The organism is Halobacillus massiliensis, assembly GCF_900166625.1.
GTDB classification, from domain to species: Bacteria; Bacillota; Bacilli; order Bacillales; family Halobacillaceae; genus Halobacillus_A; species Halobacillus_A massiliensis.
This window is the reverse complement of the sequence record NZ_LT800499.1, coordinates 790,230-814,276: the sequence shown is the minus strand read 5'-3', so window position 1 is coordinate 814,276 and position 24,047 is coordinate 790,230. Positions and strand designations below refer to the sequence as shown.

Sequence of the window (24,047 nt, the reverse complement as noted above, 5' to 3'; positions counted from 1 at the left end):
CAAACACTCCCTTCCTATCTTAGGCAGGGAGTGTTTTTTAATTGTATTAATTTTTAACAGAATTTCCAATATGAACGTGCTTATGAATATCCTCTGTCCCGGCCTCCAGCGCCGTCTTATAGTACAGGCATTTATGCTCAATAACTTCCATCGTCTTCTTTAATTCTTCCATCTGTGCTTCCACATCGGCTTTTCTTTCCATAAACATGTCATACCTCTGCTGTAAAGTGCCATCACCCTCTGAACACCAATCTATAAAAGTTTTAATCTCCTTAATAGGCATTCCGGTAGATTTAAGACATTCTATTATTTTTAATGCACCAATATCCGATTCTTTAAACAATCTTGTTCCGTTCCCTGATCTTTCCACAAAGGGCATAAGTCCCTCCTTATCATAATAGCGCAAAGTATATACAGTCAGATTTAACTCCTTGGCGACTTCACTGATCGAATATGTTTTCATGTATTATCTCCTTTATTCTTTATAATATAGACCTCGAGAGAACTCTATGATTTGGCAGAATCTTACCATGGCCCTTATTTAAAAGTCAAAATCGCGAAGGGATAGAATCTGAGATTTCTAATGTGCTGGGAAAAGAATTTTCCAAGTTAATTCCTTGACCTAGAGTTAACTATAAGGCGTACCATTGTTTTACAGGAGAATAAAAGTATGAGAAATAATACTTCTCTTGAAAACTACTTATTGGAGGTTTTTTTACATGGTAAATGTTAAAGCCCGCGCGGTTGACGGACCCGATAAGTCCTTTCGAGCCGCTGAAATTAAACGTCGTGACCTTGATTCACAGGATGTGCTTATTGAAATTAAATATGCAGGTATCTGCCACTCAGATATCCATACAGCACACGGGGACTGGGGTCCTGTAAATTACCCTCTCGTACCCGGTCATGAAATTGCAGGTATCGTTACAGAGGCAGGACCGAACGTTACAAAGTATAAGGTAGGAGACCGTGTCGGGGTTGGCTGTATGGTCGACTCTTGTGGAGAATGTGAAAACTGCCGTAAAGGAGAAGAGCAATACTGCTTGAAAGGAAATGTTCCTACTTATGCCGGTGTCGACAAATACGGAGAGCCGACTCAAGGCGGTTACTCTACACATATTGTCGTAACCGAGGATTTTGTAGTTAAAATTCCAGATAACATCGAGCTTGATGCCGCAGCTCCGTTACTTTGTGCAGGGATTACTACCTATTCACCACTACATCATTGGAACGCTGGCCCAGGCAAAAAAGTAGCTGTTGTCGGTATGGGAGGTCTTGGTCATATGGCTGTTAAGATCGCACATGCTATGGGTGCAGAAGTCAGCGTCCTTTCAAGGACATTGAATAAAAAAGAAGATGGCTTACAATTCGGTGCAGAAGGCTACTATGCTACAAGTGAGCCTGAGACCTTCGAAAAACTTGCGGGTACCTTTGATCTCATCATTAACACAGTAAGTGCCAGTATTGACATTAATGAGTATCTCTCCCTGCTAACATTAGAGGGAACTCTTGTAAATGTGGGAGCACCTGCTGAACCATTACCCGTAAATGTATTTTCCCTTATCGGTCATCGCCGTTCATTTGCAGGTTCAATGATCGGCGGCATCCGTGAGACTCAGGAAATGCTCGATTTTTGCGCTGAACATCAGATTGCCCCTAATATTGAAATCATTGATGCCGATCAAATTGACGAAGCTTATGAAAGAGTTTTAGCTTCAGATGTGAAATATCGCTTTGTTATTGATACGAGCACCATTTAATTTGAATCTCCCAGGGTGGCCCTTGTAGGGCCACCGTTTAAAATACTCGCAGTCTCATTTAGATGAAGTATTAACGAGAGACTGGTAATAAAAACAGTAATAAAGTTCCCTACAAAATATATGGCCACAATAATGGCAGCAAAGCTGTTTTCTTTTAGTCCTATAGGGTATTTTCATACTAAGGAAGGTGCTTCTATGTTTTTTGTGGTAGGAACAATCATCATGTCTATCACCCTAACCTCTGCCTGGGTGCTTGGATTTTTTTATCCGGCCTGGAAGGAGCAAAAAGGAGAAAAAGTTACTGAAAATCAACTGCTTATTTATAGAGGTGTAGGAATAGCTATTCCATTAATGGCCTTTGTCCTCCTCCAGTTATTCACTGATTGATAGCAAATTCGGTCTATTACAAAAAATGATCACTTTCGTCTTTTACTTATTTACGAAATAGGTAATAAATTGGTTTCACCTCAAAACTTACATAACAAAGCGCTAAAAAAAGAGGAATGAGTGGAAATCATTCCTCTTTTTCTAGCACTTCCTTAAACCAGTCAATTTGTCCTTCCAGCATTTCACAACTGTCTCTGTCACATGTCTGAGACAGAAGTAAAAGCAGCCTATACCTCTCCCTCTCAAATAGGAGCTTCTCATGGTGTGAAATCATTATACAGCTCCTTGCAGTAGTATTTAAGTAATCCATTCCCACTACACACCATTTAAAAACGTGGCAAATGAGAAAGACACCCTATGACAATCCTCATAGTGTGTCTTTTTTGTTTGGTCTATATAGTTTTTTGATTATCTTATTTGTGTGAGGCTGTTGTCGTTCTGCCCGCATTCAGGGCACTGCATCCATACAACGAAAGCTACTCTTCTCGTGAATTCTTTTGGAATGATTTTTATAACCTGCATTTCATTGTGGTAACAACTCTTACATCGACTCTTTAATAGACTTCCTACTTCTAAGCTAAACATGATGTCCTCCTGCTATGTAATTATTATATTTAAATAATTACCCACAGTAGCAAAATTTTAAGCATTTTATTTTAAATAGAGACCCGGTTTTATAAACTCTTTTACGTTCACCTCATAAGCTGCCCGGATTCCAGACTCAATCGCTCCTTCAATCCACCCATGAAAAGAAGAAGTGTGTTCGCCAGCAAAATGCAGCCTTCCTTCAGGACGTTTGATAATATCGAAAAATTCTTTACCCTGTCCCGGAGAAAAAAGAGTGAAGCAGCCTGCCGAAAAAGGATTAAGGCTCCAATTAAAAGAAACTGTTTGCAAATATTCCTTATAGACAATGGTACCGTAAACTTTAGCCAGGTCACTTAATACTTCGCGAGTCATTACTTCTGGAGGCGTGCTCGACCATAAGAGCGCATCATCCCCCCATCCATAGCTGGCCAGCATTACCGCTGGCCCCTGCGTACCAATCCCATGACTGGGAACATATGAAAATCGTGTCGTTCGATCTGAAACTGCATTCCCTGCATGATTTTTCTCCCAAAAACGGCTTTTAAATTCAATGCCAATTTTCATAGCAGCCACATTTATTAATTCACGAATAATCTGCCATTTCTTAAAGGAAATCGAATCATACGGAATGACATCTACGAATTGAAAGACAGAAAATGGAACGGTTACAATTGCATAATCGCCATAGAAATTGCTCACTTCTCCGGTTTGTGGGTTTCTCGTCTGCACCCTGACCCCTTTCTGCTTCTGGTAAATACGCTCGACTTTCTGGTTTAAATAAATATTAGGATAAAGCTGTGGCAGAAAAGCTTTTGGAAGATGATCATTTCCCCCATCTATTTCTAAAAAATTCACAGTTTCACTGAAAATCGGATAAATAATATCCGTTAATATATCAACAAATGAAAAGTTCGGGAATCCTTCAAGTCCCAGCATTACACCAATGTACCGAATGGCAGTTACCGAGAGAGGTTTTCCTAATGGATTATATTGCAGAAAATTTCCTATTGAATATTTGCCATACTCCTCTTCCAACTGTTCACGCTCTTCAGGAGTACTTTGTTCATAGAGATAGAGAAAAGGCTGGACAGCTTCTAAAAGCAGTTCAAGCGCCGTCTTCCCTTTTTCATCCTCTTCTACAGGGAAATTTAAAATATCAGGGTTGGCCTCGTATTCTTTTCGAGTTGTTAAAACGTTATTTGTAAAAATCAAATCTTCCGGGGAAGAATTATTAAACACATGGACAGGAAGCTGAAATTTCTTAATATACTCCATCACCAGCTTATGATTGTCAGGTATTCTCATGGCCCCCATATCCAAATAGTTTCCTGGCTGAAAGGGTTCTCTAACGGTATAGATCCTGCCGCCAATCCGATTGTTACCTTCTACTATAACGACTTGGTGACCGGCATTTTTAAGCAGAGATGCTGCTGTAAGTCCAGCCATTCCCCCTCCGATAATGATCACTCTTTTAGGGATCGGTGCCTTATCAAGCCCTTCCCTAATGATAGAGAGCATATCGTGCGGGTATTTCAATGAACCTCCCTCTCGATCCCACATAACCTACACCCACTTTTTATTTTTACAATATGTAGGAATAATGGAATATATCACTTTCTTCCTGCCGATCAAATATATAAATCAGCAATCTTACAATTTCTTGAAGAGGGAAATATGGTACGATTATAAAATAAAAAGAATTTTCCGACGCTGCATTTATACCGAGATAATCTTGAAAGGGGCCAGTCTGAAGGTGAATACAAAATACTTAGATTTGCTTGCCGAGAAATATGATAGTGAAGAAAAAGTAGCTGCTGAGCTTATTAACCTTGAAGCCATTCTTAATCTGCCAAAGGGGACCGAACACTTTGTTAGTGACTTACACGGGGAATATCAAGCTTTTCAGCATGTGTTACGAAACGGTTCAGGCCGGGTCGAAGAGAAAATAAGGGATATTTTTAATGGGTCCATCTATGAAAGTGAAATTAATGAGATGGTAACATTAGTCTATTATCCTGAAGAAAAGCTGCAGATGATTAAAAACAGCTTTGCCAATGATCAAGAATTAAACCTGTGGTATAAGGAAACGATCGGACGGTTGATTAAGCTGGTTTCCTATGCCTCTTCCAAATATACACATGCTAAATTACGTAAAGCACTGCCCAGTCAGTTTGCTTATATTATCGAAGAGCTGCTGTATAAAACAGATGAATCCGCAAATAAGGAGCAATACTACTCTCAAATTGTTCAGCAGATTATATCTCTAGGACAGGCAGATAAGTTGATTATCGGGCTCGCCTACAGTACACAGCGATTGGTTGTCGACCACCTCCATGTCGTAGGAGACATTTACGACAGGGGACCAGAACCTGATAAAATTATGGAGACCCTTATTAATTACCATTCTGTCGATATTCAGTGGGGAAATCATGACGTTTTATGGATTGGAGCCTTTGCCGGTTCAAAGGTTTGTCTCGCCAATATCATTCGAATCTGCGCGCGTTACGATAACCTTGATATTATAGAAGATGTCTATGGTATTAACCTGCGGCCGCTTCTGAATCTGGCGGATAAATATTATGACGACAATCCCGCCTTTCGGCCAAAGGTCCCTTCTGATAAAACGACAGAGCATGAAAAGTTACAAATCACGAAAATTCACCAGGCGATTTCAATCATACAATTTAAGCTTGAAAGCCCGATTATCAAGCGCCGGCCAAACTTTAATATGTCAGAACGGCTAGTACTGGAAAACGTCGATTATGAGAACAATGAATTAACCATTCATGATAAAACATATCCACTGGAGAACAGCTGCTTTGCAACAGTTGACCCCAAGAATCCGGCTCAATTATTAGAGGAAGAACAGCAAGTTATCGACAAACTGTTATTTTCTCTGCAGCATTCCGAAAAGCTGGCCAGACATATGAGGTTTCTTATGAAAAAAGGCAGTCTTTACTTAAAATATAATGGAAACCTATTAATCCATGGCTGTATTCCCTTAAATGAAGACGGGAAGATGGAGAAAATGGTGATTGAAGATCAAACATATGCCGGCCGTGATTTGCTTGATATTTTTGAACGTTTTCTCCGATATGCATTCACCCATCCGGAAGAAACGGATGATCTGGCAACAGATATGGTGTGGTACTTATGGACAGGAGAATATTCCTCCCTGTTTGGAAAAAGAAAAATGACCACCTTTGAAAGATATTTCATCAGTGATAAAGATACCCATAAAGAGAAAAAGAATCCCTACTATTATTTACGCGAAGATGTAAAAGTCTGCCGCAGCATTTTAAAGGAATTCGACCTGGATCCTGACCAGGGTCATATCATAAACGGCCACACTCCAGTGAAAGAAATTGAAGGAGAAAATCCGATTAAAGCCAATGGCAAGATGGTCGTTATTGATGGAGGGTTCTCCAAAGCCTATCAATCAACAACAGGGATTGCCGGCTATACGCTCTTATATAATTCTTACGGCATGCAGCTTGTCGCCCACAAGCAATTCCATTCTAAAGAAGATGTGCTGACGAATGGAACGGACGTGCTATCGGTCAAGCGATTAGTGGACAAAGAACTTGATCGTAAAAAGGTGCGGGAAACAAATGTAGGAGAAGAAATGTTAGAAGAAGTTTCTATTTTAAAACGGTTAATGGAATACCGCTATATGAATCGATAGAAGAAATAAAGGAAAGGGGTCTGTTGTGTTAGATCCCTTTCCGTATATCATTTATCACCACTGCTGGAACCAATCTCTTCCTTTTTTGCAGCATGAAGTCTTTCTGTCCTATTAATCCCAGGAATGGCGGAACAATTTTAGATTAAACTAGCAGCGATAATGGGAATAAACAAAGCGATCACTAGACAAATAATGGCTGCTGCTTTTGACTGTTTAGTGATCCTTTCCTCTCCTCTATTATGTACATTTTCTATAAATGTAAGGGTAAAATAAAAACATAAAATAACAAAGCCAACTGTGAAAATATTCAACCATACGACCGGATCACCATTCATTAAGCTCCCTCCCTTCCTGTCTCTTTATTAATAAGAATAACGTCCTGCTAAGTAAATATCGACCCTTTATATAAAGGTTTATGTCTTTAAAACCCTGTCCAATACGGATTTTTAAAAAGTAAAAGATTAAAAGTAACTGACTCTTTAGTAAGGTGATCAAATGAATTTCTACCTTCCCATCCAGTCTCCGTTTCTTACAGGAGAAGAGGACTCCGATTATGTTTACCGAGAATATGCACCAAATCCAATGCTCCATCAGTATGTCGCCTGTTATTGGAGTCTGAATTATTATGCTTCAAAAAAGGAGAAAATTCATCGTATACTGCCAGATGGCTGTGTAGATATTATATTCGACTTAACGGCCCCCTCCCTGTCAAAGGCTGCGTTTGTTACTGGACTGATGACACGATTTGAAGTCATAAATTTTACAAGTAACCAGGAATTGTTTGGAATTCGCTTTTTCTCTAACTATTCACGATCCTTTATAAAGTATCCCGCTCAAAACTTGACAGGATACCAAGTGTTTCTTGAGGATATATGGGGGAAAGAGGCCCTTCCATTCACTCAAGAAGTTATGGATGCACAGGGAATGAAAGAAAAAATTGAAGTAGTAGAAGTTAAACTAATGAGCTTATTAAATAAGAAGAGATCCCTCCCCAGTCTAGACTTGCTTCAAGCTGGATTACAGTATATATACGAAGGTCGTGGCGGAAAGCCCATTCAATCCTTATCGCGAGAACTTAATTATAGTGAGAGAAGCATTAGAAGAGCTTTTAAAGAAGAATTAGGAGTCTCCCCTAAAGAATTCTCGCGCATCGTCCGATTTCAAAGTCTTTTAAAAGAGCTCTATCATCATCCTCAAGAAGAGTTTCTAAAGATTGCTTTAAAGTATGGCTATTATGATCAGGCTCACTTCATCAATGAGTTTAAGCAGTTTTATGGGATGGTTCCTAGTAGAGTTTTCCCGCATCGCAAATAAAATGTCCGTTTTTTACAATTCTGTTAGGATCTAAAAAAGTATGATTAATAGGAACATCAAACAATCTAGGAGGAAACCCAATGAAACCACGAGTATCAGTACTCACGCTGGCTGTTGATGATCTTAAGAAATCTCTGGACTTTTATAAAAACGGACTCGGACTTCCGACAGAGGGAATCATCGGAGAGGAATACGATAATGGCGCTGTAGCTTTTTTTGATTTGCAGTATGGAGTGAAACTGGGGATCTGGGGCCGGGAGAGTCTAGCTAATGAAGCAAATGTACCCACATCCCCAAGAAGTTCTGCGGAATTTACTATTGGACATAACGTGGCGAGCAAAAGGGAAGTCGATGAAGTTATGCAGCAGGCCGAAGCGGCTGGAGCTGAAATTACAGATCATGCTAAACATACTTTCTGGGGCGGCTACTCAGGCCATTTCCTTGATTTAGACGGTCACCTGTGGGAAATTGTATGGAACCCTGAATGGGAATTAGAGGACTAAATAGAAAGAAGCCAGATCACACCTAATGATCTGGCTTTTATATTATTTCTTATTTTTTTATTTAGATTAAGAACTCGAAAAGACAGCAGCAAAGACCAGCTTAAGCTCCCGCTTCTTCTTGTTCTACGGCATGCATATCCATAAACGATACTTCCCAAAGATGACCGTCTACGTCTTGAAAACTGCGGTAATACATAAATCCATGGTCCTGCGGCTCATTCGATGGCATACCACCATTTGATAAGGCCTTTTCAACGAGTTCATCGACCATTTCTCTGCTCTCTACTGCTAAAGCCAGGATCACTTCAGTACCTTGTGTTGAATCGACTACTTCTTTTTTAGTGAACGTCTTAAAAAAATCCTCAACGAGCAGCATCGCACAAATATTTTCCCCAATCACAAGGCAGGCTGCCTTCTCATCTGAAAAATTCGGATCAAACTCAAACCCTACACTCTGAAAAAAGTTCTTTGATTTTTCCAAGTCTTTTACCGGCAGATTGACAAAGATTCCACTTGATTGGAAAGCCATCCCTGGATCACCTCAAAATGTTTTTTGTCTCGCAGATGAGGATCTAGATGAAGGGGCTCCTCTGGAAGGAAGATTTCTACGATAGAAAGGGCGGGAGCAAATTCTAATTTAAATATACACTGGCTGAATCTACTTGTATACGTAGATTTTGATAAAGAACAAAAAAACTGTTCAACAGCTTTTTTGGAATTTCCCATTATTGCTTGTCTTTGAGTTCTTTCAATTCCCTCTCCAAATTATCTACTTTTTGATGTAATTCGCGATTGGGTCTCATAATATTCCTTATTATAATCACTATAAAACCAATTATAACCACAATGGTTCCGAGAAAAGCTACCCCTCCAAAAATTGCGAGATCCATGTAGCATCCTCCTCTTCAAAATCATTCCATTTCTTGAGGGCGACCTTTTCATAGAATCAGCACATATATAAGTACCATTTATTACTAGTACCAACCAATTCCATCATAACAAAAAAGCGGCCAGTTTAGTTGGCCGCTTTGTTTTCACTTATTTCTTTTTAACAGGAATCCATATTTCACTTCTGAAATTTGGTGAATGAATATCTTTGCTTTCATTCCAAAGGATTTCCGGACCTTCTGCCTGCTCGTAGCTAGAAGATGGAAACCACTCCGCATATATTCTTCCCCAAATATTTTGAAGCGTTTCCGGGAATGGTCCGACTGATTCAAATACAGCCCAAGTCGATGCCGGAACTTTAAGTCTTGAAAAGTTTACACGATCCGCATTTGCAGCTGCCACACCAATGTAATGATCAAGCTCCCCTTTTTCTTCCATTCTTCCTTCAGAAAAGTTTGTAGAAGCACTTAAAAGACCATAGGGTTCTGTATTAGAAATTCTTTTTAGCTCAGCTATTGTGTTATCGTCTAAGCTTTTCCACATAGCTGCAATTTCAGGATTTACACCGTTAAAAACTATAGGCACTCTCTTCTTTTTTCCAACAATGAAAAATTCACTCTTTTCTACAATACGAAAATCCATAGCGTTTCCTCCTTGAATAGTTAATTGAAAGGTCATAGGAGGATAGGATTTAAGCGAATGCTTATTTTTTTGAACCTCAGATGGGTTTATTCCGTGAAGATTTTGAAAGGCTCTCGTAAATGAATCCGGAGATTGATAGCCGTATTTAAAAGCAACGTCAATGACTTTTGTATCTGGCTCCATTAAATCAAAACCCGCTAAGGTTAATCTTCGTCTCCGTATATATTCGATTAACGTGATTCCAGAGAGATAGAAGAAGACTTTTTTAAAATGAAAAACTGAACAATGGGCGATTTGTGCAGCTACTTCAAGATCAATTTCATACTCTAAGTTCTTTTCAATATAAGTGAGCGCTTCATTCATTTCTTTTAGCGAATCCATCCTATCACCTTCCATTCAGTGATTATTTTATCAATGAAAAAACGAATGTACCCGACTTTCCATATACCAATTATGGCGGATTGGATTCACATGTTATCCTTCTCTAAAAAAGAGAGGTACTAGAAGGAAGCATTTTAATTCTTTCTCCTGCTTTTCTTCCACCACCACCGGAACGCTGCGACACCTATAGTGAATAAAAAGATCACAGCAAGGAGAAGAAAAAGCTCTTCTATAAGGGAGAGTCCCTTCATCCTTCCATAACTTGAAATAAAAACGCCAATGATCACACCAGGAATGAGGACGTATTTGTCGATTTTACGTGATACTAATGGTGTAAGAAAGAATTGTTTCATTTTTCCCCTCAACCTAAGGTCATCTTAGCGTACAGCTTCAGTCTTTAACGGAATAAACCTCAACATTCTGCCCATCTAATTGAATTTTCTTTTCTAATTCCATTCCTATTTTGCTTGCCACTCTTTTTGATGCCGTATTTCCAGACTGAATCAACGAGATCATTCTTTGTTTTTCTAGTTGCTTCACTCCATAATCTTTAAGAGCTCTTGCTGCCTCTGTAGCATATCCATTCCCCCACTGATCACGAGAAACCCAATATCCTATTTCGAGCTCTTCCGCTCCCTCTACTACCTGTGGTATCAGCCCTGCATGGCCTATTGGAATGTTGTCGTCCTTTTTTTCTATGATCATCAGCCCTGTGTCTGGTCCAAGTTTATATGTAGCATAAATCTTTTTTAGAAAGTTAAGAGCACCTTCTCTATCTCTTGTTTTCCCTTCACCTATATATCTCACAGTTTCAGAATCAGCTAATAAATGAAAGAGAAAGTCAATATCTTGATCGTTGTATCTGCGAAAGTTAAGCCTTTCAGTTTCGAGATTCATTCTCCCGCCTCCTTTACTTAATTAAACATAAAGTTTCCAATCAAAGCAGATAGAATGATTAAAACTATCCCGACAGCTATGAAGTATCCGATCAACCTAATAGGCAGCGGAAGTTTTCCATTTGTACTGTTTGGGAATCCTCCATGTTTTTGCTGGTGATCCACAGCATCATTTATCGGAATACTCCCAGGCAGACTTTTTCAATTCCCGGGCTTTCAACTGCCCATGCTAAAAGTTCTTGTATAAGTCGTTTTCCCACTCCTATGTTTCGATAACCCTCTGCTATCATCATTCCTAAGGAACCTGTATGCTGCAGCCTCTTACGATTATTTGTTTGAAAGACCAGCCACCCGACAATGGTTTCTTTATATTCTGCAATAAAAAGGGTCTCTCTTTTGTTTTGCTCAATTTTTTGTATCCAGCTTTTTGTTTCTTCTTTCGTTTGATTAAATTCTTCTGGAGCGGTAATTAAATAAATTCGTTCATCAATTACACGCTTCTGAACTTCAAGTATCCTTGCTGCATCCTCTGGCCGTCCTTCTCTAATAGTGATATTCCTTTTAATAACCTCCACATTCGCCACCTCCTCCACACTTCCATGCAAGACGCCAATTGGGATTACGTCTGTCCATCTAATTAAAACTGTAATCAATTAAGCAAGAATGCTGCCACAATAAAGCCTATGATCAGGAACAAAATTATTAATCCTGTTACTTTCCAGCTCATACTTCCTACTAAATCAAATAAGCTGCCACTAGAGCCTCTTTGAAAAGCATCATTTAAATTACCTGCCGAATTTTCCTTTGCCTCCTTTTGTTTTAAGGATTCCCTTTCTTGTTCAGGTGATTTCTTTTCACCCATAAGCTCCCTCCTTGAAGATTTAAATTAACCTAAATACACGACATGTCCATCTTCCTCTTTCGCCCTTATGACCACTTTTGCCCCAAGCTGGATTTCGTCATGCTCATAGCTCTGTTTTACTTCCTTGAACAGTTCGCTAATACTCTCTTCCAGTTGTGCAAGCGTCGTCTCTTTAGGAAGAGCTTTTGTTCTAAAAACTTCTAATGTTTTTATTGCCTCTTCGTAGTCCTTAGACGTTTCTTCTCCAAAGGCTTTCACTTCGAATTCCACTTTAATATCTCCCACGGTAAAAACCCCTTTCATTTTTTCTCAGCAATACAAACCATTTCCGAAAAGTCATTGAGAATCTTATGCTCGGGGTTTCTTTTTAAATCGTACTTCATTCTATTAAAACCCTGGTTATATTCTTCATCTGCAATAAGTGTAAGCACTGAAATATCTCTATTTTCAATGTGCCCTATATAGTCTGCTGCCTTTATATGTTCCATTTGATATATGCATTCAGTCTTTACTTCAAACCCTCTTAAAGAAAGCTCCCTAAAAATTACTTCATGAGTCCAAAACCTTTTATAATCCTCTAGCAAAGCAGCTGGAAAGTAATGATAGAGCCACCAATTCTTCATGCCATAAATATTGATATTATGCAATTTATATACTCCGTTTTTCTTTAAAACCCTATGAATATCATCTAATACTTTTTCTTTTTCCGTAAAGTGATGAAAAGCATAATAATTCGTTATGATATCAAATGTTTCATCTTCATAAGGCATGTTCTCAGCACGACCATGATTAAATACAACATCTTCTAATTTCTCTTTTGCTTTATCCAGCATATCTTGAGAAGCATCAAGCCCATACCAGTCCATGTTGTAATTCTTAAAGGAGGAAAGTTGATGTTGAAGGTAAATACCCGTTCCACAAGCAAGATCTAACAATTTGTATGTAGATTTAGGGTGATTATTTATAAAGTTTCTTACATCCATATCCATTTCTAGTTTTTCAAATCTGAATGGGTTGCGATCGTAAACTTGCGCTACTTTTGAAAAATCAGTGGTTTTCATTAAATAACCTCACCTCTTTTATTTTTAGTATAAATGTAGAAATCCACTATTCCACCTTAACTCCCCTTTGCAGACGCTTAAAACGATATATATTAAATACGATTCCTCTAATTAAAAAGTTTCTTTATTACTAAAAATACCTCTCCCTATTATTCTCGAAAAAAATAAAGACCAGACGATAATTAGCCCTATTCTGAATTATAAAAATATGTTAACTTTTTCATATTAAAGAATGTTCTGTATGATTACATAAAAGGACTTTATTATAGTTTAAGGAATGAAAAAATGTTGAACTTCATAGAACGACGACCTAGAGGTTTAAAAGAAACAAAGCTTACCATTATTATTCTAGCTTTACTATTAGTAAGTATCGTTACTGTAATCTTTGCGACAGGAATAGGGCCGGTTTCTGTCCCTGCCCCAACGGTATTAAAGATCCTTGCCAGTAAACTTCCCTTATTGTCTCATGTGATAGAAAGTGACTGGACTCAAGTAGACGAAAATATTGTATGGGGATTACGACTGCCTAGAGTTCTTCTTGGTTTATTAGTAGGGGCTGCCTTATCTCTAACAGGTGTTACTTTACAGGCATTAGTGCGAAATCATTTAGCCGATCCGTTTATTCTTGGTGTATCTTCAGGGGCCTCTGCCGCTGCTACGCTCGGTATGTTATTTGGTACCTTCTCTTTTCTCGGTACCTATTCCCTATCTATCAGTGCATTTTTCGGTGCCGCTTTCGTCATCATACTTGTGTATGCTCTCTCCCGGGTGAATGGAAAAATCAACATCACTCAATTACTGTTATCAGGTGTGGCTATAGGCTTGATCATGGAATCGATCACAAAGTTTATTACGTTAAGTGCCCCTAATGCCTTAGGATTACATAATGCTACGTTTTGGATGGCTGGCAGCTTAGCAGGCGCTAAATGGGGTTATTTAACCCTTCCCCTTCTGGCAATGATCCTGTGCATGACGATTCTATTAATCAATTATCGAGCGCTCAATGCCTTATTGGCCGGGGATGAAACAGCTGGAACTTTAGGGTTTAACGTAAATATCCTCCAAACCATGCTCGTTATAATTGCTTCACTATTAGCCGGTGTGACGATTGCCGTAAGCGGATCGATTGGGTTTGTAGGTTTAATGGTTCCCCATATTACTCGACTGTTAATTGGTTCTGACCATAAAAAAGTTCTGCCCGTCAGTGCTTTTATAGGAGGAATATTAGTCGTCTGGACAGATGTTGCCGCACGATTAATTATAGCCCCTGAAGAATTGCCAATCGGTGTTTTAACAGCCATTATTGGCGGTCCTTTCTTTATTTGGTTACTAAAACGAAAGGCTAGAAAATAAGGAGACTAACTATGAAACTACAGGTAGAAAACCTCAGCTTTTCATATAACGAGAGTACAGTTTTAAAAGACATCTGTATGAATGTTGCTCATGGAGAATTTGTTGGCGTCATAGGGCCGAATGGCAGCGGGAAGTCTACATTGTTGAAAAACCTGTATCGCGTGCTCAGTCCTGACTCAGGATCTATTTACTTAGACAATAAAAACTATAAAGATATCAAGGTAAAAGAAATAGCTAAAAAGCTAGGCGTCATTGGACAAGACAATACCTTACCGTTCGACTTTGCTGTAAACGATATTGTCGCCATGGGAAGAAGCCCTCATAAAAAGCTTTTTGAAGGTGACACGAAAGAAGACATACAAATCATCCATGATTCCCTTAAAAAAGTCGGGATGCAGGAAATGGCGGAAAGAAATTATCTCTATCTTTCCGGTGGTGAAAAACAGCGCGTCCTGCTGGCACGAGTGTTATCACAGCAGACAGACTTTCTTATCCTGGATGAGCCGACAAACCACCTGGATATCCATCATCAGCTTCGATTGTTTGATGTTATTAAGGATTTAGGCGTCACTGTACTTTCCGCCATTCATGACTTGAATATTGCAGCACTTTATTGTGACAGGATTTATGTCATGAAAGACGGATCCATTTATGCATCAGGAACTCCAGAAGAGATATTAACATCCGTAGTTTTACATGAAGTTTTTAAAATAAATACAGATGTCAGAATCCACCCTGTCACAAATAAGGTAATGATTACATACTTACCAGAAAGTATTATTCCAAAAGGAGAGGTCAACGTTGCTCAAAAGTAAGTGGGGATTATGGATATGGATTGGACTCATTAGTATAGCTCTTGCCGGGTGTGGAGAATCGTCAGAGGAAGAATCAACCGAAAATGCAGCTTCCGGCGATACAATCACTATTAAAAATTATGATAGAGAGCTGTCGATTACCGAAAAGCCTTCTAAAGTATTAACACTGGGACCCAATGCAACCGAATTATTTATAGCCTTAGGCCTCAGTGATTATGTGATCGGAAACAGCTTAGATAATCACAGCCGTGGAGCACTGCCTCAGTATGAAGAGGCATATGAACAGATTCCGGAATTAACTTATGGATCCGCTACGAGAGAAGCTGTCTTAACGAGCGGAGCAGATTTTATATATGGAATTGACTGGGAGTTTGGCGAAGAAGGCTTAAATATAGATGAACTAAAAGACTATGGCATTACAACCTATGTAAATAGCGCCTCCACTTTAGAAGAAACCTATAAAGAAATTAACGACATTGGTAAAATTTTCAATGCCGAAGATAAGGCAGATGCCTTTATCGCTGATCAAAAAGAAAGAATTTCTAATGTTGAAGATAAAGTCTCACAGGAAGATCCTGTCGATGTCCTCGTTTATGACAGCGGCGGTGAAGGAGTGTTCACAGCGGGAGGGACCAACTTTGAAACATTACTGATTGGATCAGCAGGTGGAAAGAATATTTTCGATGATGTAACATACAAACAATGGGCCACTGTCAGCTATGAAGAAGTATTATCCAGAGATCCGGATGTTATTGTGATTCATGATTATGACAAACCTTCCCTGGACCAAAAAATAAAAGAAATAAAAAACCATCCCGTACTCTCCCAATTAGAAAGTGTACAAAATGAAAATTTCGTAACGATTTCATTGGAAAGTGTTCTACCGGGAAACCGAATGGCTTACTCTATTGAAACGTTTGCGGAAGGCTTCTATCCAGATACTTTTGATGAATAAGTCAAGAAGGTCGATCACTGCGAGTGATCGACCTTTTCTAGTTTTTCCAAAAAACAAACCTATTCAGTACCGCTTTCCTGAATGTCTCTTAGAACATTGATATCAATTTTTTTCATTTGCAGCATTGCCGTCATTGCTTTTTCAGCAACCGCCCGATTTGAATGGTTGATCAGTTCTGGCAATTGATCAGGGACGATCTGCCAGGAGACTCCGAATTTATCCTTTAACCAGCCACATTGCTGTGCTGCTTCGTCTCCACCTTCAGACAGCTTTTCCCAGAAGTAATCCACTTCTCCCTGATCGGCGCAGTGAACGATGAAGGAAATGGCTTCATTAAATTTAAAATGCGGGCCTCCGTTTAATGCTACAAAGTTCTGCCCTTCTAATTTGATATCTACCGTCATGACAGAGCCTTCTTCCATTCCGTGTATTTCCTGCCCTGCATTCATGTAACGATGGACTTGTAAAATCTCTGAATCGTGAAAAATAGAGGTATAGAACTGTGCCGCTTCTTCCGCTTGATGATCGAACCAGAAGTTTGGGGTGATCTTTTGGATATTTCCCATAAACCGCTCTCCTCTCTAAAGAAATCCTTGGTATCTTAAGAGGAATTCCCCTATCCTCTTAATTGATTCTTAAAAAACAAGACCGTTTCTAACTCGTCTTCCCTGTCTTCGAAAATCCTTAATTCTTTCCCAACAGCAATAGCGAATTCTATATAGGCATTGCCTTCAGCAGTAATTAAGTTTTCACATACGGTCACGTCTTTTTCACTCATAAATTTTTCATTGAAATAGTGGCTATACTCTGGATTGTCATCAATAGATGTTGAATATTTTCTTTCCCGAAGCACCCCTGCAGCTGCTAGAAATGCCGGGCCTCCACAAATGGCTGCAACCTTTTTCCCTTGTTCATCAAAGCCTTTTACAAGGTTTACCAATCGTTCATCCTTATCAAACGGAGCAGGCTCACCTCCAGGGATAATCAGAATATCGAAGTCAGAGGGATCACAGTCTTCAATATTCAAATCAACCTTTATTCGAAAATTCCCTTTATGAGTAACTTCATCACTTAAAGCTGTCGTCCTAATCTGGACGTCTGAAATATTTAACATGTAGGATAGAGGACTGATCTCCCAATCGACATATCCTTCATATAAAAAGAACAATGCTCTCAACGTCTCATCTCCTAAAAATTTTTAGTCACATTAACGAAACGACCTGGTTTGTACCACCTTCATATTTTGTTTCATTCTACCAGCTCCTCTCCTATTTATTTAGAAAATTCAGTCAAGTTAATTTTACAGGATATCTATCTAAATGGACATCTTTTTTCTCATTACTAAAAAGACCCTTCTTCACTTTTAGAACTTCCATAGGTGGAACTTCCTCATCTCAATGCAGCAGGTTTTATTATAGTAGAAAAAGGATAACCAACCACTATAACTAAGACCTTATCCCAGCAAAATATTCATACCCAGGGATTAGTCTATAAGGAGGTTATTTTGTTGTGCAAACTGCACCTTTTATTCTGCTGATATTTATTGGCTATATTATTTTTACAATTGATAAAAAGCAAAAGAATTTCCCTGTACCTACCGTATTGCTTCTACTAGGGATCGGCTTGTCTTTTATCCCTTATTTTGCATCAATCGAAGTGACGAAGGATATGATTTATCACCTCTTCCTTCCTCCACTGCTGTTTTCGTCCGCCTACCGGTTTCCATCAAAAGGCCTTAAAAACAATGCCGGTATTATCAGTTTCCTTGCGACAATCGGGATTATATTAACAGTAGTATTACTTGGGGCAGCGATTTTTGTGTTAAGCGGTCCGTTTGTTTCGTTATCCTTTTTAGGCGCCTTAATGATCGCTTCTATTTTAACACCGACAGATCCGGTGTCTGTTACCTCGATCCTGAAAAGTTCGACAAGTAATGAAAAGCTGGCTGATGTGGTCGAAGGGGAATCGATGATTAATGATGGAACAAGTATAGTGATCTTCACAGTCCTGGCAGGCATGTTGACAGAAGCGAAATCATTTGAAGCTCTTTCGTTCTTAGGGGAATTCCTAATCGTTTCTATCGGCGGTACTCTCATCGGTGTGTTATTTGGCTGGCTCGTCAGCAAGGCTGTCCACTTCACTCATAACCGTGAGTATCAGGTGATGCTTTCGATTGTGTTAGCCTTTGGTGTATTCAATTTGGCGGAGGCTCTCCATCTTTCTGGTGTACTTGCTACAGTTTTCGCCGGCATTATGCTTTCCTTTGAGTTTGGAAAAGCGATCAAGGAAAATGACCTGCGTGATAAACTCGATGGTTTTTGGAATATTATTGAACTGACGGTATTAGCCTTAATCTTTCTTTTAATTGGCATCCAATCTGCCCAACACCTTATGTTTGGAGCCTGGGGATTTGCTATCATTATCTTTTTACTCTCACTAGTTATAAGGTTTGTTATTATCTTTGGTACCACTCAGCTATTCCCTCACTGGAGGCATAAGATCAATTCAAAAGAATCCATCATGCTCACATGGTCAGGTCTTAAAGGAACAATGTCCGTTTACCTCATCCTGGAACTTCAATCCAAAGGAGGAGGAGAAATTGATATGATTCTTTCTCTTGGATTTGCAGCGGTATTAATTTCTTTAGTCGTACAAAGCCTTGGAGTATACCCGTTATCTCAAAAATTAATGAAGTAATCATACCTCCACCTGGGATATTTCCTCCAAGAAACTAGAAATCTATGCTAAGATATTAGTTATTTACTAAGTGTGGAGGAAATAACTATGGAAATTACATTACTTCTCTCCTTTTTAGGTGCTGCCATACTGCTTACTTTGATGCCGGGTCCAGATAATTTATTTGTTCTTGCTCAAAGCATTTCGAATGGAAAAAATTCAGGGATTGCTACAGCTTTTGGACTCTGCACAGGCTTAATATTTCATATCTCTGCAGCCACATTAGGGATTTCCACCGTTATTTATCAGTCGGCAATAGCTTTTTCTATTGTTAAATATGCTGGTGCTCTATATTTACTTTTTCTTGCTTATAAAGCTTTCACGGCAAAAGCTTCTAATCTTAATGTTGAAGCAAAAGATACCTCAAATTATCGTTTTTTATATAGAAAAGGTGTCATTATGAATCTTCTGAATCCAAAGGTTTCCTTGTTTTTTCTTGCCTTTCTGCCTCAGTTCGTCAATCAATCGGCCGGAAATGTTACTTCTCAAATGCTTATATATGGCCTAATCTTTCTCGTTCAAGCGCTGGTTATTTTTTCAGCCATTAGTGTTCTCTCTGGACAAATTAGCCATTATCTTCGTAAGCATCCATACATTTCAAGAAAGATCAATATGGTGGAAGGTTCGCTCTTTGCATTTATCGGATTGAAAATCGCCTTTAGTGAAAAATAAAAAACCTCTCATTCTTAAAGGAAGAGATGGATTAGTAAATAGAAATCATCAAGTGGAGTAATGCCTGTGACGGCTAAATCAGTTGGATGCACCAATACTTTGGTGAAGGAATAGGCTAACCATACAGAGTTTAATTAGGAGGGATTACATGCCTGTATCCGTTGTATTCAATCAAATTGCCGTCAATTCCATCAACGAAAACGCCACAATTTCTACAGGGCAAAATAATCAACAGGACTGGAATTGGCAGGGGAAAAACAATTTCGCAGCTGGAATGCCTATTGGTTTTTTCATCGCACTCAATAATTTAAATGTACTCTATGACAATGATGTGATCGATACACCAAGCTTCAACCCTGAATATGGAAACCCACTTCCGAATATCCAGTACTAAGGGTTATGATGAATATTATTTTCGATTCCATCAATATTAATAATCTATCGGGAAACTCAGGTGTTTTTAATGGGGAAAACACTCAGTCTAATTGGAACTCCTATATTAAAAATAACTTTGGGCAAGGGAGTATTATCGGGAAACATAATATCTTTTATCAAAATGTGAATGTCGTTGAGGACAATGACCTGATCGATTTTCCCGTTAGAAAAGCTAAAGAAGGAAACGGAAATTAACCGTCCTTTTTTAGCTTTTCTTTTATCATTTCCTGCGTCCATTCCGGGAGCTGGTGTTCCTCACTATTGATCAGCATGTCGAGGATCGCTGAGTCATTTAATAAAGACCGGAGCCCTTCAATGGAATTGTTGTCTCCACTGATGGAGCCGAAGCCTTGATTGAGCTTCTGGTAACTTTCAAAACCGTTTGGTGCATTATTTCCGAAATTAACACATGACGCTCCCTCTACCGTTCCAATTCTGATCGTATGAATGAAAAAATTCGGCGAAAGCATGTATCTCATCCCTCCTTTTGATTAAAAGAAAATGAATACCCATCTTTCGTCGTTTTAGTTTTTGGACCATGTTTATCTGATTCTTCGATTTCCTTTTTCTTCTTACTCCCAATCGTGACCCCGAAGTTATTCCCTACGTTCAATGCCCCGCTCAAGTCTTCAATATCGATCTGATCCAGCTGGAAAGTGAGTTCTTCCAGCTTCGGGTGATGAATATCAACATGATCAATATGAAAATGATATTCAACTGGTTGTTTTTTTGCTTCTAACACTTGCTGTAAAAGAGAAATTTGCTGCTTCAGATTTTCAATTTCGCTTTTTTCATCCTTATCGGTCTTCTCGTCTCTATTTTTATTCCGTCTTGAAAACCACATTAAGGAAGTTCCTGTTCTATTTGATGTTTCTTAATGATATGTTTGTTATTTATGATGAGATTGTGATCACCGGAGATTGATCCGTTCCCTTCATAATTGCGGCCTTTTGAAGAGAATCCCTTTTGAAAATTATCACCTGAGAACACACCTGAGGAAGTTGCTACATTATCAATGGTGAAATTGTTAAATCGGATATGAGGAGTCATGATATTCACCTCCCAGTAATTCAGATAGCTGCTCTGGATCGGCAAAAATGATCCATGTTACGGTGGAGGAAATCCCATCCTTATTCTTCTTCCATATTGATCCTAATTTCATTAATTGGCTCTTTTTGTATTCGGATTTCGAGGAGCCCATTTTTATATCGAGCACTTATTTTTTCTGAAGAGTAATGAAAAGGGATAGAAACCGAGCGTTTAAACTTCCCTGTAAATCGTTCATTATGAAGCAGCTGGTCATGTGGTATATGATAAGGAGATTTAATTATACCCTCCAGTACAAGATTCGTTCCCTGTGGCTTAATTTGTATCTCGTTTAGCGACTGCAGCCCCGGCATTTCAAAAATAATAATTCCTTCTGTATCCGTCTCATACATATCATAGGACGGCCCTCGTTTTGGGATAACATGTGTGAGATCATTCCAGAAATCCTCCCCAAGCACTTGATCCACTTCATTGGAAAACTTTGACCAATCCAATTTCCCTTTTTTCTTCTCCATATTCCCACCCCTCATCTATTTATATGCCGTATTTGGAAATTCATGAAATGTGTGCAAGAGGACGAGGCTATTAACTTCATAAAAAAAGAAGGGAGACATTTAATTCTCTCTTCTTAATGGTTTCCCTCCCCTTTCTTAGAGGGTCAGACCTCCATCCACACTCAGCACGGTTCCTGTTACAAACTTTGCTTCTTCAGATGCCAGGAATGCATAGGCATTTGCAATATCTTCAGGCAACCCAATATCCTTTAGCAAAGACTTCTCCTTCATTGAGTTTAATACCTTCTCCGGCACTTTTTTCACCATATCCGTCAGTACAAACCCTGGAGCTACGGCATTCACACGAATATTATAGCGTCCCAGTTCTTTAGCCCAGGTTTTTGTCATGCCTATGACTCCTGATTTAGATGCTGCGTAATTTGTCTGGCCAAAATTCCCATGAAGTCCTACTACAGAGGAAGCATTTAATATAACTCCGCTATTTTGTTCTTTCATCTGTAAAGCAGCGGCTTGTGTCATATTAAAGACACCTTTGAGGTTCACATCTATCACGCTGTTCCACTGCTCTTCCTCCATTTTTAATAATTGAGCATCCTGAGTGATACCTGCATTGTTAATTAATACATCTATAGAACCAAATCGATTGATTGTAAACTGAATAGCGGCAGCTACTGATGATCGATCGGTTACATCTGCTGCGGTACCCTCTATTTTATCTCCGTATTCTCGAAGACGGCTTACTGCCGCTTCAGTCTCTTGTGTATTTAAATCGAGAATCACAACATTAGCGCCTTCTTTTAAAAACTTTATGGCTGTTGAGTACCCTATACCTTTACAGCCCCCAGTAATCATAACCGTTTGACCAGAAAACCTCATTATAAGCACCTCACAAAATCAATACGTTATTCATGCGTCTTTCTTTGCGAATTCTTGTTCATCACTTGTTACATTTTGATCAGATTGGTTCCTCTGTATATTAATAATCGTTTGTTTAGTTGATGGACTGATTTCTGCTGTGAAATAAGGCTCATAGCCTTCCACAGGTGACCTTTTTGTAGTAAAGACTATAAATAAAACACCTAATAAAGAGGCAGCTAAAGCAATTAAAAATGGATTGGTAGCACTCGCAAATTGCGCGCCGATATATGTAAAGAGTCCGATTAGCATGGACACATAGGCGGCGGCTCGATTCATTCGTTTCCAATATAACCCTAAAATTACGACAGCAAAAAACACCGCACCAAAGCCTCCGTAAACATAAGTAAAGCCCATAGCTAAAAACCAAGGTGGAGTAATGGCACTTATAACTGCAATCAAAGCGATTCCGAACATCCCAATCCTGAGATTCATATTAAATTTCTTCTCATCAACATTCTTCTTAGGGAAAATATTTAAATAAACATCGTAATATACAGAAGTCGCACAATGTAACAGCATGGAGTTTGCTGAAGAAACGGCTGCTGCACATAAAGCCACTAAGGTTAGAGCTCCCACTAAAGGAGGTGTATATTCCTGTATAATGACTGGAATGATATAATCTGTTGTCTGACCAGCAGGCAGGCTGGGTATTAAGGTTTTAGCACCTAACCCCATAATAATTAATGGAATAAAAATAACTGTTAAGACAAGTATTGAGCCCATGATTTGAAGAACAGCAACTTTAATATTTTTAGGAGCCAGCATTCTTGTGACCCAGTGCGGGGAGACTATCGAGCCTACAGCATTTGACATGAAAATGGCAAATAAAGCTCCTAAACCAAACGTACCTACTGGAGATATCATTGACCCTTCTGGAATGTCACTGCCGCCTATATTTATTGGGTTTGTCGTTGTAGAGATTGTATTCATGATGGTATCCCAGCCTCCAGTTGCCGCTAGCACTGCACCGCCGCCTAAAACGACCCCAACGACAATTAATGTCGTATTTAACGTATCGGTTGCTGCAACAGACCAGAATCCCCCAATACTAGTGAAGAGCAGAAAAATTAAAAAAGCGAATATCGCATACTTGTAATCAAACCCTGTAATTGTAGAGAAGACAATACCGAATCCAACTACCTGTAAATGAACAAATAAAAAGTATCCGATAAACATAATGGCACCGACTATTGTGCGTAAATGGCTGACTTTTCGAAAGGGTTCAAATCTCATATGAATATATTCTGGAAAGGTTCGTGCTGGAATTTCTGGTCTTCGAACTTTATAAGCAACTAAGGGCATGAGTGCGGTTGCCAAAAACCATCCAGCAACCCAGCCAATAATCGCAGATACGCCATTACTATATAAATAGCCTGGAACCCCCATAACTGAAGCCACACTAACCCATGTAGCTGTAGTTGTTCCGATCCCTAATAACAGTCCCATCCGATGGCCGCCGGTGGTGAAGTCAGACATAGATTCTGCTTGTCTTAGACTTTTGATGGATGTCCAAATAATAAAAGCAACATACAAACCGAGCACAATTAAATAGGTCATCTCCATCACTCCTCCCTCTTACTTATATTTAAAAAGCCTTCCTTTAGCTCCCCAGCGCTCTACCCCGTGACGCTCAA

General features: G+C 39.1%; 32 protein-coding genes. 12 read left to right on the top strand and 20 right to left on the bottom strand.

Annotated elements, in window-relative coordinates; all coding sequences use genetic code 11:
- Nucleotides 1-46 precede the first annotated feature (46 nt).
- Nucleotides 47-463 carry a MerR family transcriptional regulator gene (locus tag B7E06_RS04065; RefSeq protein WP_082232792.1) on the bottom strand — a complete coding sequence of 139 codons (417 nt, stop codon included), beginning with the start codon at nucleotides 461-463 and terminating at the stop codon, nucleotides 47-49.
- Nucleotides 464-719: 256 nt separating this feature from the next.
- On the opposite strand from B7E06_RS04065, the gene B7E06_RS04060 reads away from it, so the two are divergent.
- Both B7E06_RS04060 and B7E06_RS04055 read left to right on the top strand, forming a co-directional pair.
- Nucleotides 720-1,760 carry an NAD(P)-dependent alcohol dehydrogenase gene (locus tag B7E06_RS04060; protein ID WP_082232791.1) on the top strand — a complete coding sequence of 347 codons (1,041 nt, stop codon included), beginning with the start codon at nucleotides 720-722 and terminating at the stop codon, nucleotides 1,758-1,760.
- A gap of 195 nt (nucleotides 1,761-1,955) precedes the next feature.
- A complete protein-coding gene (locus tag B7E06_RS04055) occupies nucleotides 1,956-2,147 on the top strand; it encodes a hypothetical protein (protein WP_082232790.1) in 192 nt (63 codons plus the stop codon).
- Nucleotides 2,148-2,798: 651 nt separating this feature from the next.
- On the opposite strand, the gene B7E06_RS04050 is transcribed toward B7E06_RS04055, so the two are convergent.
- On the bottom strand, nucleotides 2,799-4,295 hold the full coding sequence (locus tag B7E06_RS04050) for a flavin monoamine oxidase family protein (protein ID WP_082232789.1): 1,497 nt from the start codon (nucleotides 4,293-4,295) through the stop codon (nucleotides 2,799-2,801).
- Between the two features lie 193 nt (nucleotides 4,296-4,488).
- Between B7E06_RS04050 and fbp the strand changes: the two genes are divergently transcribed.
- The gene (gene fbp, locus B7E06_RS04045) at nucleotides 4,489-6,420 is read left to right on the top strand and encodes a fructose-1,6-bisphosphatase (RefSeq protein ID WP_082232788.1); all 1,932 of its coding nucleotides are present in this window, start codon (nucleotides 4,489-4,491) and stop codon (nucleotides 6,418-6,420) included.
- A 137-nt stretch (nucleotides 6,421-6,557) separates the two neighbouring features.
- Here the strand turns inward: fbp and B7E06_RS04040 are convergent, their stop codons facing one another.
- Entirely contained in the window at nucleotides 6,558-6,755 is a 198-nt protein-coding gene (locus B7E06_RS04040; protein ID WP_082232787.1) for a hypothetical protein, read from the bottom strand.
- Nucleotides 6,756-6,915: 160 nt separating this feature from the next.
- Between B7E06_RS04040 and B7E06_RS04035 the strand changes: the two genes are divergently transcribed.
- Nucleotides 6,916-7,734: an AraC family transcriptional regulator gene (locus B7E06_RS04035; RefSeq protein ID WP_082232786.1), complete on the top strand. Its 819-nt coding sequence runs from the start codon at nucleotides 6,916-6,918 to the stop codon at nucleotides 7,732-7,734.
- A gap of 80 nt (nucleotides 7,735-7,814) precedes the next feature.
- Nucleotides 7,815-8,237: a VOC family protein gene (locus B7E06_RS04030; protein ID WP_082232785.1), complete on the top strand. Its 423-nt coding sequence runs from the start codon at nucleotides 7,815-7,817 to the stop codon at nucleotides 8,235-8,237.
- A 100-nt stretch (nucleotides 8,238-8,337) separates the two neighbouring features.
- On the opposite strand, the gene B7E06_RS04025 is transcribed toward B7E06_RS04030, so the two are convergent.
- The 9 genes from B7E06_RS04025 to B7E06_RS03990 form a co-directional block, all read right to left on the bottom strand.
- Nucleotides 8,338-8,766 carry a VOC family protein gene (locus B7E06_RS04025; RefSeq protein WP_082232784.1) on the bottom strand — a complete coding sequence of 143 codons (429 nt, stop codon included), beginning with the start codon at nucleotides 8,764-8,766 and terminating at the stop codon, nucleotides 8,338-8,340.
- Nucleotides 8,767-8,962: 196 nt separating this feature from the next.
- A complete protein-coding gene (locus B7E06_RS21720; RefSeq protein WP_179133942.1) occupies nucleotides 8,963-9,127 on the bottom strand; it encodes a hypothetical protein in 165 nt (54 codons plus the stop codon).
- 148 nt (nucleotides 9,128-9,275) lie between these two features.
- A complete protein-coding gene (locus tag B7E06_RS04020; RefSeq protein ID WP_082232783.1) occupies nucleotides 9,276-10,148 on the bottom strand; it encodes an AraC family transcriptional regulator in 873 nt (290 codons plus the stop codon).
- 134 nt (nucleotides 10,149-10,282) lie between these two features.
- Nucleotides 10,283-10,501, bottom strand: coding sequence for a hypothetical protein (locus B7E06_RS04015; RefSeq protein ID WP_082232782.1), 219 nt, complete (start codon nucleotides 10,499-10,501; stop codon nucleotides 10,283-10,285).
- Between the two features lie 37 nt (nucleotides 10,502-10,538).
- Nucleotides 10,539-11,045 carry a GNAT family N-acetyltransferase gene (locus tag B7E06_RS04010; protein ID WP_082232781.1) on the bottom strand — a complete coding sequence of 169 codons (507 nt, stop codon included), beginning with the start codon at nucleotides 11,043-11,045 and terminating at the stop codon, nucleotides 10,539-10,541.
- 172 nt (nucleotides 11,046-11,217) lie between these two features.
- Nucleotides 11,218-11,619, bottom strand: coding sequence for a GNAT family N-acetyltransferase (locus B7E06_RS04005; RefSeq protein WP_179133941.1), 402 nt, complete (start codon nucleotides 11,617-11,619; stop codon nucleotides 11,218-11,220).
- Nucleotides 11,620-11,693: 74 nt separating this feature from the next.
- Nucleotides 11,694-11,906 (bottom strand): DUF6366 family protein, encoded by a 213-nt coding sequence (locus B7E06_RS04000; RefSeq protein WP_082232779.1) that lies wholly within the window; start codon nucleotides 11,904-11,906, stop codon nucleotides 11,694-11,696.
- A 24-nt stretch (nucleotides 11,907-11,930) separates the two neighbouring features.
- On the bottom strand, nucleotides 11,931-12,191 hold the full coding sequence (locus B7E06_RS03995) for a hypothetical protein (RefSeq protein WP_082232778.1): 261 nt from the start codon (nucleotides 12,189-12,191) through the stop codon (nucleotides 11,931-11,933).
- 14 nt (nucleotides 12,192-12,205) lie between these two features.
- Nucleotides 12,206-12,967 (bottom strand): class I SAM-dependent methyltransferase, encoded by a 762-nt coding sequence (locus tag B7E06_RS03990; protein ID WP_082232777.1) that lies wholly within the window; start codon nucleotides 12,965-12,967, stop codon nucleotides 12,206-12,208.
- 285 nt (nucleotides 12,968-13,252) lie between these two features.
- Here B7E06_RS03990 and B7E06_RS03985 point away from each other — a divergent pair, with 285 nt between their 5' ends.
- From B7E06_RS03985 to B7E06_RS03975, 3 genes are read left to right on the top strand one after another with little or no spacing between them, the layout of a single operon-like run.
- Nucleotides 13,253-14,320: a FecCD family ABC transporter permease gene (locus B7E06_RS03985; protein WP_082232776.1), complete on the top strand. Its 1,068-nt coding sequence runs from the start codon at nucleotides 13,253-13,255 to the stop codon at nucleotides 14,318-14,320.
- An 11-nt stretch (nucleotides 14,321-14,331) separates the two neighbouring features.
- Nucleotides 14,332-15,135: a heme ABC transporter ATP-binding protein gene (locus tag B7E06_RS03980; RefSeq protein WP_082232775.1), complete on the top strand. Its 804-nt coding sequence runs from the start codon at nucleotides 14,332-14,334 to the stop codon at nucleotides 15,133-15,135.
- On the top strand, nucleotides 15,122-16,090 hold the full coding sequence (locus B7E06_RS03975; RefSeq protein WP_082232774.1) for an ABC transporter substrate-binding protein: 969 nt from the start codon (nucleotides 15,122-15,124) through the stop codon (nucleotides 16,088-16,090). Before B7E06_RS03980 ends, B7E06_RS03975 begins: the two co-directional genes overlap by 14 nt.
- A gap of 59 nt (nucleotides 16,091-16,149) precedes the next feature.
- On the opposite strand, the gene B7E06_RS03970 is transcribed toward B7E06_RS03975, so the two are convergent.
- Nucleotides 16,150-16,656, bottom strand: a complete 507-nt coding sequence (locus tag B7E06_RS03970) for a VOC family protein (protein ID WP_082232773.1) — start codon at nucleotides 16,654-16,656, stop codon at nucleotides 16,150-16,152.
- Between the two features lie 50 nt (nucleotides 16,657-16,706).
- Nucleotides 16,707-17,267, bottom strand: coding sequence for a DJ-1/PfpI family protein (locus tag B7E06_RS03965; RefSeq protein WP_082232772.1), 561 nt, complete (start codon nucleotides 17,265-17,267; stop codon nucleotides 16,707-16,709).
- A 332-nt stretch (nucleotides 17,268-17,599) separates the two neighbouring features.
- Here B7E06_RS03965 and B7E06_RS03960 point away from each other — a divergent pair, with 332 nt between their 5' ends.
- The 4 genes from B7E06_RS03960 (at nucleotide 17,600) to B7E06_RS03945 (ending at nucleotide 20,128) form a co-directional block, all read left to right on the top strand.
- A complete protein-coding gene (locus tag B7E06_RS03960; protein ID WP_082232771.1) occupies nucleotides 17,600-18,787 on the top strand; it encodes a cation:proton antiporter in 1,188 nt (395 codons plus the stop codon).
- 87 nt (nucleotides 18,788-18,874) lie between these two features.
- A complete protein-coding gene (locus B7E06_RS03955) occupies nucleotides 18,875-19,498 on the top strand; it encodes a LysE family translocator (protein ID WP_082232770.1) in 624 nt (207 codons plus the stop codon).
- A 148-nt stretch (nucleotides 19,499-19,646) separates the two neighbouring features.
- The gene (locus B7E06_RS03950; RefSeq protein ID WP_082232769.1) at nucleotides 19,647-19,892 is read left to right on the top strand and encodes a hypothetical protein; all 246 of its coding nucleotides are present in this window, start codon (nucleotides 19,647-19,649) and stop codon (nucleotides 19,890-19,892) included.
- A gap of 5 nt (nucleotides 19,893-19,897) precedes the next feature.
- Complete coding sequence (locus B7E06_RS03945) at nucleotides 19,898-20,128, top strand: hypothetical protein (RefSeq protein WP_143414447.1); 231 nt, start codon at nucleotides 19,898-19,900, stop codon at nucleotides 20,126-20,128.
- Here B7E06_RS03945 and B7E06_RS03940 read toward each other — a convergent pair.
- From B7E06_RS03940 to B7E06_RS03915, 6 genes are all read right to left on the bottom strand, one after another.
- A complete protein-coding gene (locus tag B7E06_RS03940; RefSeq protein ID WP_082232767.1) occupies nucleotides 20,125-20,403 on the bottom strand; it encodes a hypothetical protein in 279 nt (92 codons plus the stop codon). The genes B7E06_RS03945 and B7E06_RS03940 overlap by 4 nt on opposite strands.
- Nucleotides 20,404-20,408: 5 nt before the next feature.
- Nucleotides 20,409-20,777 carry a hypothetical protein gene (locus tag B7E06_RS03935; RefSeq protein ID WP_082232766.1) on the bottom strand — a complete coding sequence of 123 codons (369 nt, stop codon included), beginning with the start codon at nucleotides 20,775-20,777 and terminating at the stop codon, nucleotides 20,409-20,411.
- Nucleotides 20,777-20,983 (bottom strand): hypothetical protein, encoded by a 207-nt coding sequence (locus tag B7E06_RS03930; protein WP_082232765.1) that lies wholly within the window; start codon nucleotides 20,981-20,983, stop codon nucleotides 20,777-20,779. The genes B7E06_RS03935 and B7E06_RS03930 overlap by 1 nt, the downstream gene beginning before the upstream one ends.
- Nucleotides 20,984-21,063: 80 nt before the next feature.
- Complete coding sequence (locus B7E06_RS03925; protein WP_082232764.1) at nucleotides 21,064-21,495, bottom strand: Hsp20/alpha crystallin family protein; 432 nt, start codon at nucleotides 21,493-21,495, stop codon at nucleotides 21,064-21,066.
- 135 nt (nucleotides 21,496-21,630) lie between these two features.
- Complete coding sequence (gene fabG / locus B7E06_RS03920) at nucleotides 21,631-22,371, bottom strand: 3-oxoacyl-ACP reductase FabG (RefSeq protein ID WP_082232763.1); 741 nt, start codon at nucleotides 22,369-22,371, stop codon at nucleotides 21,631-21,633.
- Nucleotides 22,372-22,401: 30 nt separating this feature from the next.
- Nucleotides 22,402-23,970, bottom strand: coding sequence for a sodium:solute symporter family protein (locus tag B7E06_RS03915; RefSeq protein ID WP_082232762.1), 1,569 nt, complete (start codon nucleotides 23,968-23,970; stop codon nucleotides 22,402-22,404).
- Nucleotides 23,971-24,047: the final 77 nt, after the last annotated feature.

Coding starts and splice junctions, on each gene's coding strand:
- B7E06_RS03970 (WP_082232773.1), bottom strand. CDS start 16,656: ATGGGAAATATCCAAAAGATCACCCCAAACTTCTGGTTCGATCATCAA.
- B7E06_RS04025 (WP_082232784.1), bottom strand. CDS start 8,766: ATGGCTTTCCAATCAAGTGGAATCTTTGTCAATCTGCCGGTAAAAGAC.
- B7E06_RS03990 (WP_082232777.1), bottom strand. CDS start 12,967: ATGAAAACCACTGATTTTTCAAAAGTAGCGCAAGTTTACGATCGCAAC.
- B7E06_RS03985 (WP_082232776.1), top strand. CDS start 13,253: ATGTTGAACTTCATAGAACGACGACCTAGAGGTTTAAAAGAAACAAAG.
- B7E06_RS03980 (WP_082232775.1), top strand. CDS start 14,332: ATGAAACTACAGGTAGAAAACCTCAGCTTTTCATATAACGAGAGTACA.
- B7E06_RS04000 (WP_082232779.1), bottom strand. CDS start 11,906: ATGGGTGAAAAGAAATCACCTGAACAAGAAAGGGAATCCTTAAAACAA.
- B7E06_RS04050 (WP_082232789.1), bottom strand. CDS start 4,295: ATGTGGGATCGAGAGGGAGGTTCATTGAAATACCCGCACGATATGCTC.
- B7E06_RS04035 (WP_082232786.1), top strand. CDS start 6,916: ATGAATTTCTACCTTCCCATCCAGTCTCCGTTTCTTACAGGAGAAGAG.
- B7E06_RS03955 (WP_082232770.1), top strand. CDS start 18,875: ATGGAAATTACATTACTTCTCTCCTTTTTAGGTGCTGCCATACTGCTT.
- B7E06_RS03925 (WP_082232764.1), bottom strand. CDS start 21,495: ATGGAGAAGAAAAAAGGGAAATTGGATTGGTCAAAGTTTTCCAATGAA.
- B7E06_RS04015 (WP_082232782.1), bottom strand. CDS start 10,501: ATGAAACAATTCTTTCTTACACCATTAGTATCACGTAAAATCGACAAA.
- B7E06_RS04010 (WP_082232781.1), bottom strand. CDS start 11,045: ATGAATCTCGAAACTGAAAGGCTTAACTTTCGCAGATACAACGATCAA.
- B7E06_RS04065 (WP_082232792.1), bottom strand. CDS start 463: ATGAAAACATATTCGATCAGTGAAGTCGCCAAGGAGTTAAATCTGACT.
- B7E06_RS21720 (WP_179133942.1), bottom strand. CDS start 9,127: ATGGATCTCGCAATTTTTGGAGGGGTAGCTTTTCTCGGAACCATTGTG.
- B7E06_RS04055 (WP_082232790.1), top strand. CDS start 1,956: ATGTTTTTTGTGGTAGGAACAATCATCATGTCTATCACCCTAACCTCT.
- B7E06_RS03930 (WP_082232765.1), bottom strand. CDS start 20,983: ATGACTCCTCATATCCGATTTAACAATTTCACCATTGATAATGTAGCA.
- B7E06_RS03950 (WP_082232769.1), top strand. CDS start 19,647: ATGCCTGTATCCGTTGTATTCAATCAAATTGCCGTCAATTCCATCAAC.
- B7E06_RS04020 (WP_082232783.1), bottom strand. CDS start 10,148: ATGGATTCGCTAAAAGAAATGAATGAAGCGCTCACTTATATTGAAAAG.
- B7E06_RS04030 (WP_082232785.1), top strand. CDS start 7,815: ATGAAACCACGAGTATCAGTACTCACGCTGGCTGTTGATGATCTTAAG.
- B7E06_RS04060 (WP_082232791.1), top strand. CDS start 720: ATGGTAAATGTTAAAGCCCGCGCGGTTGACGGACCCGATAAGTCCTTT.
- B7E06_RS03915 (WP_082232762.1), bottom strand. CDS start 23,970: ATGACCTATTTAATTGTGCTCGGTTTGTATGTTGCTTTTATTATTTGG.
- B7E06_RS03940 (WP_082232767.1), bottom strand. CDS start 20,403: ATGCTTTCGCCGAATTTTTTCATTCATACGATCAGAATTGGAACGGTA.
- fabG (WP_082232763.1), bottom strand. CDS start 22,371: ATGAGGTTTTCTGGTCAAACGGTTATGATTACTGGGGGCTGTAAAGGT.
- B7E06_RS03935 (WP_082232766.1), bottom strand. CDS start 20,777: ATGTGGTTTTCAAGACGGAATAAAAATAGAGACGAGAAGACCGATAAG.
- B7E06_RS03945 (WP_143414447.1), top strand. CDS start 19,898: ATGATGAATATTATTTTCGATTCCATCAATATTAATAATCTATCGGGA.
- B7E06_RS04040 (WP_082232787.1), bottom strand. CDS start 6,755: ATGAATGGTGATCCGGTCGTATGGTTGAATATTTTCACAGTTGGCTTT.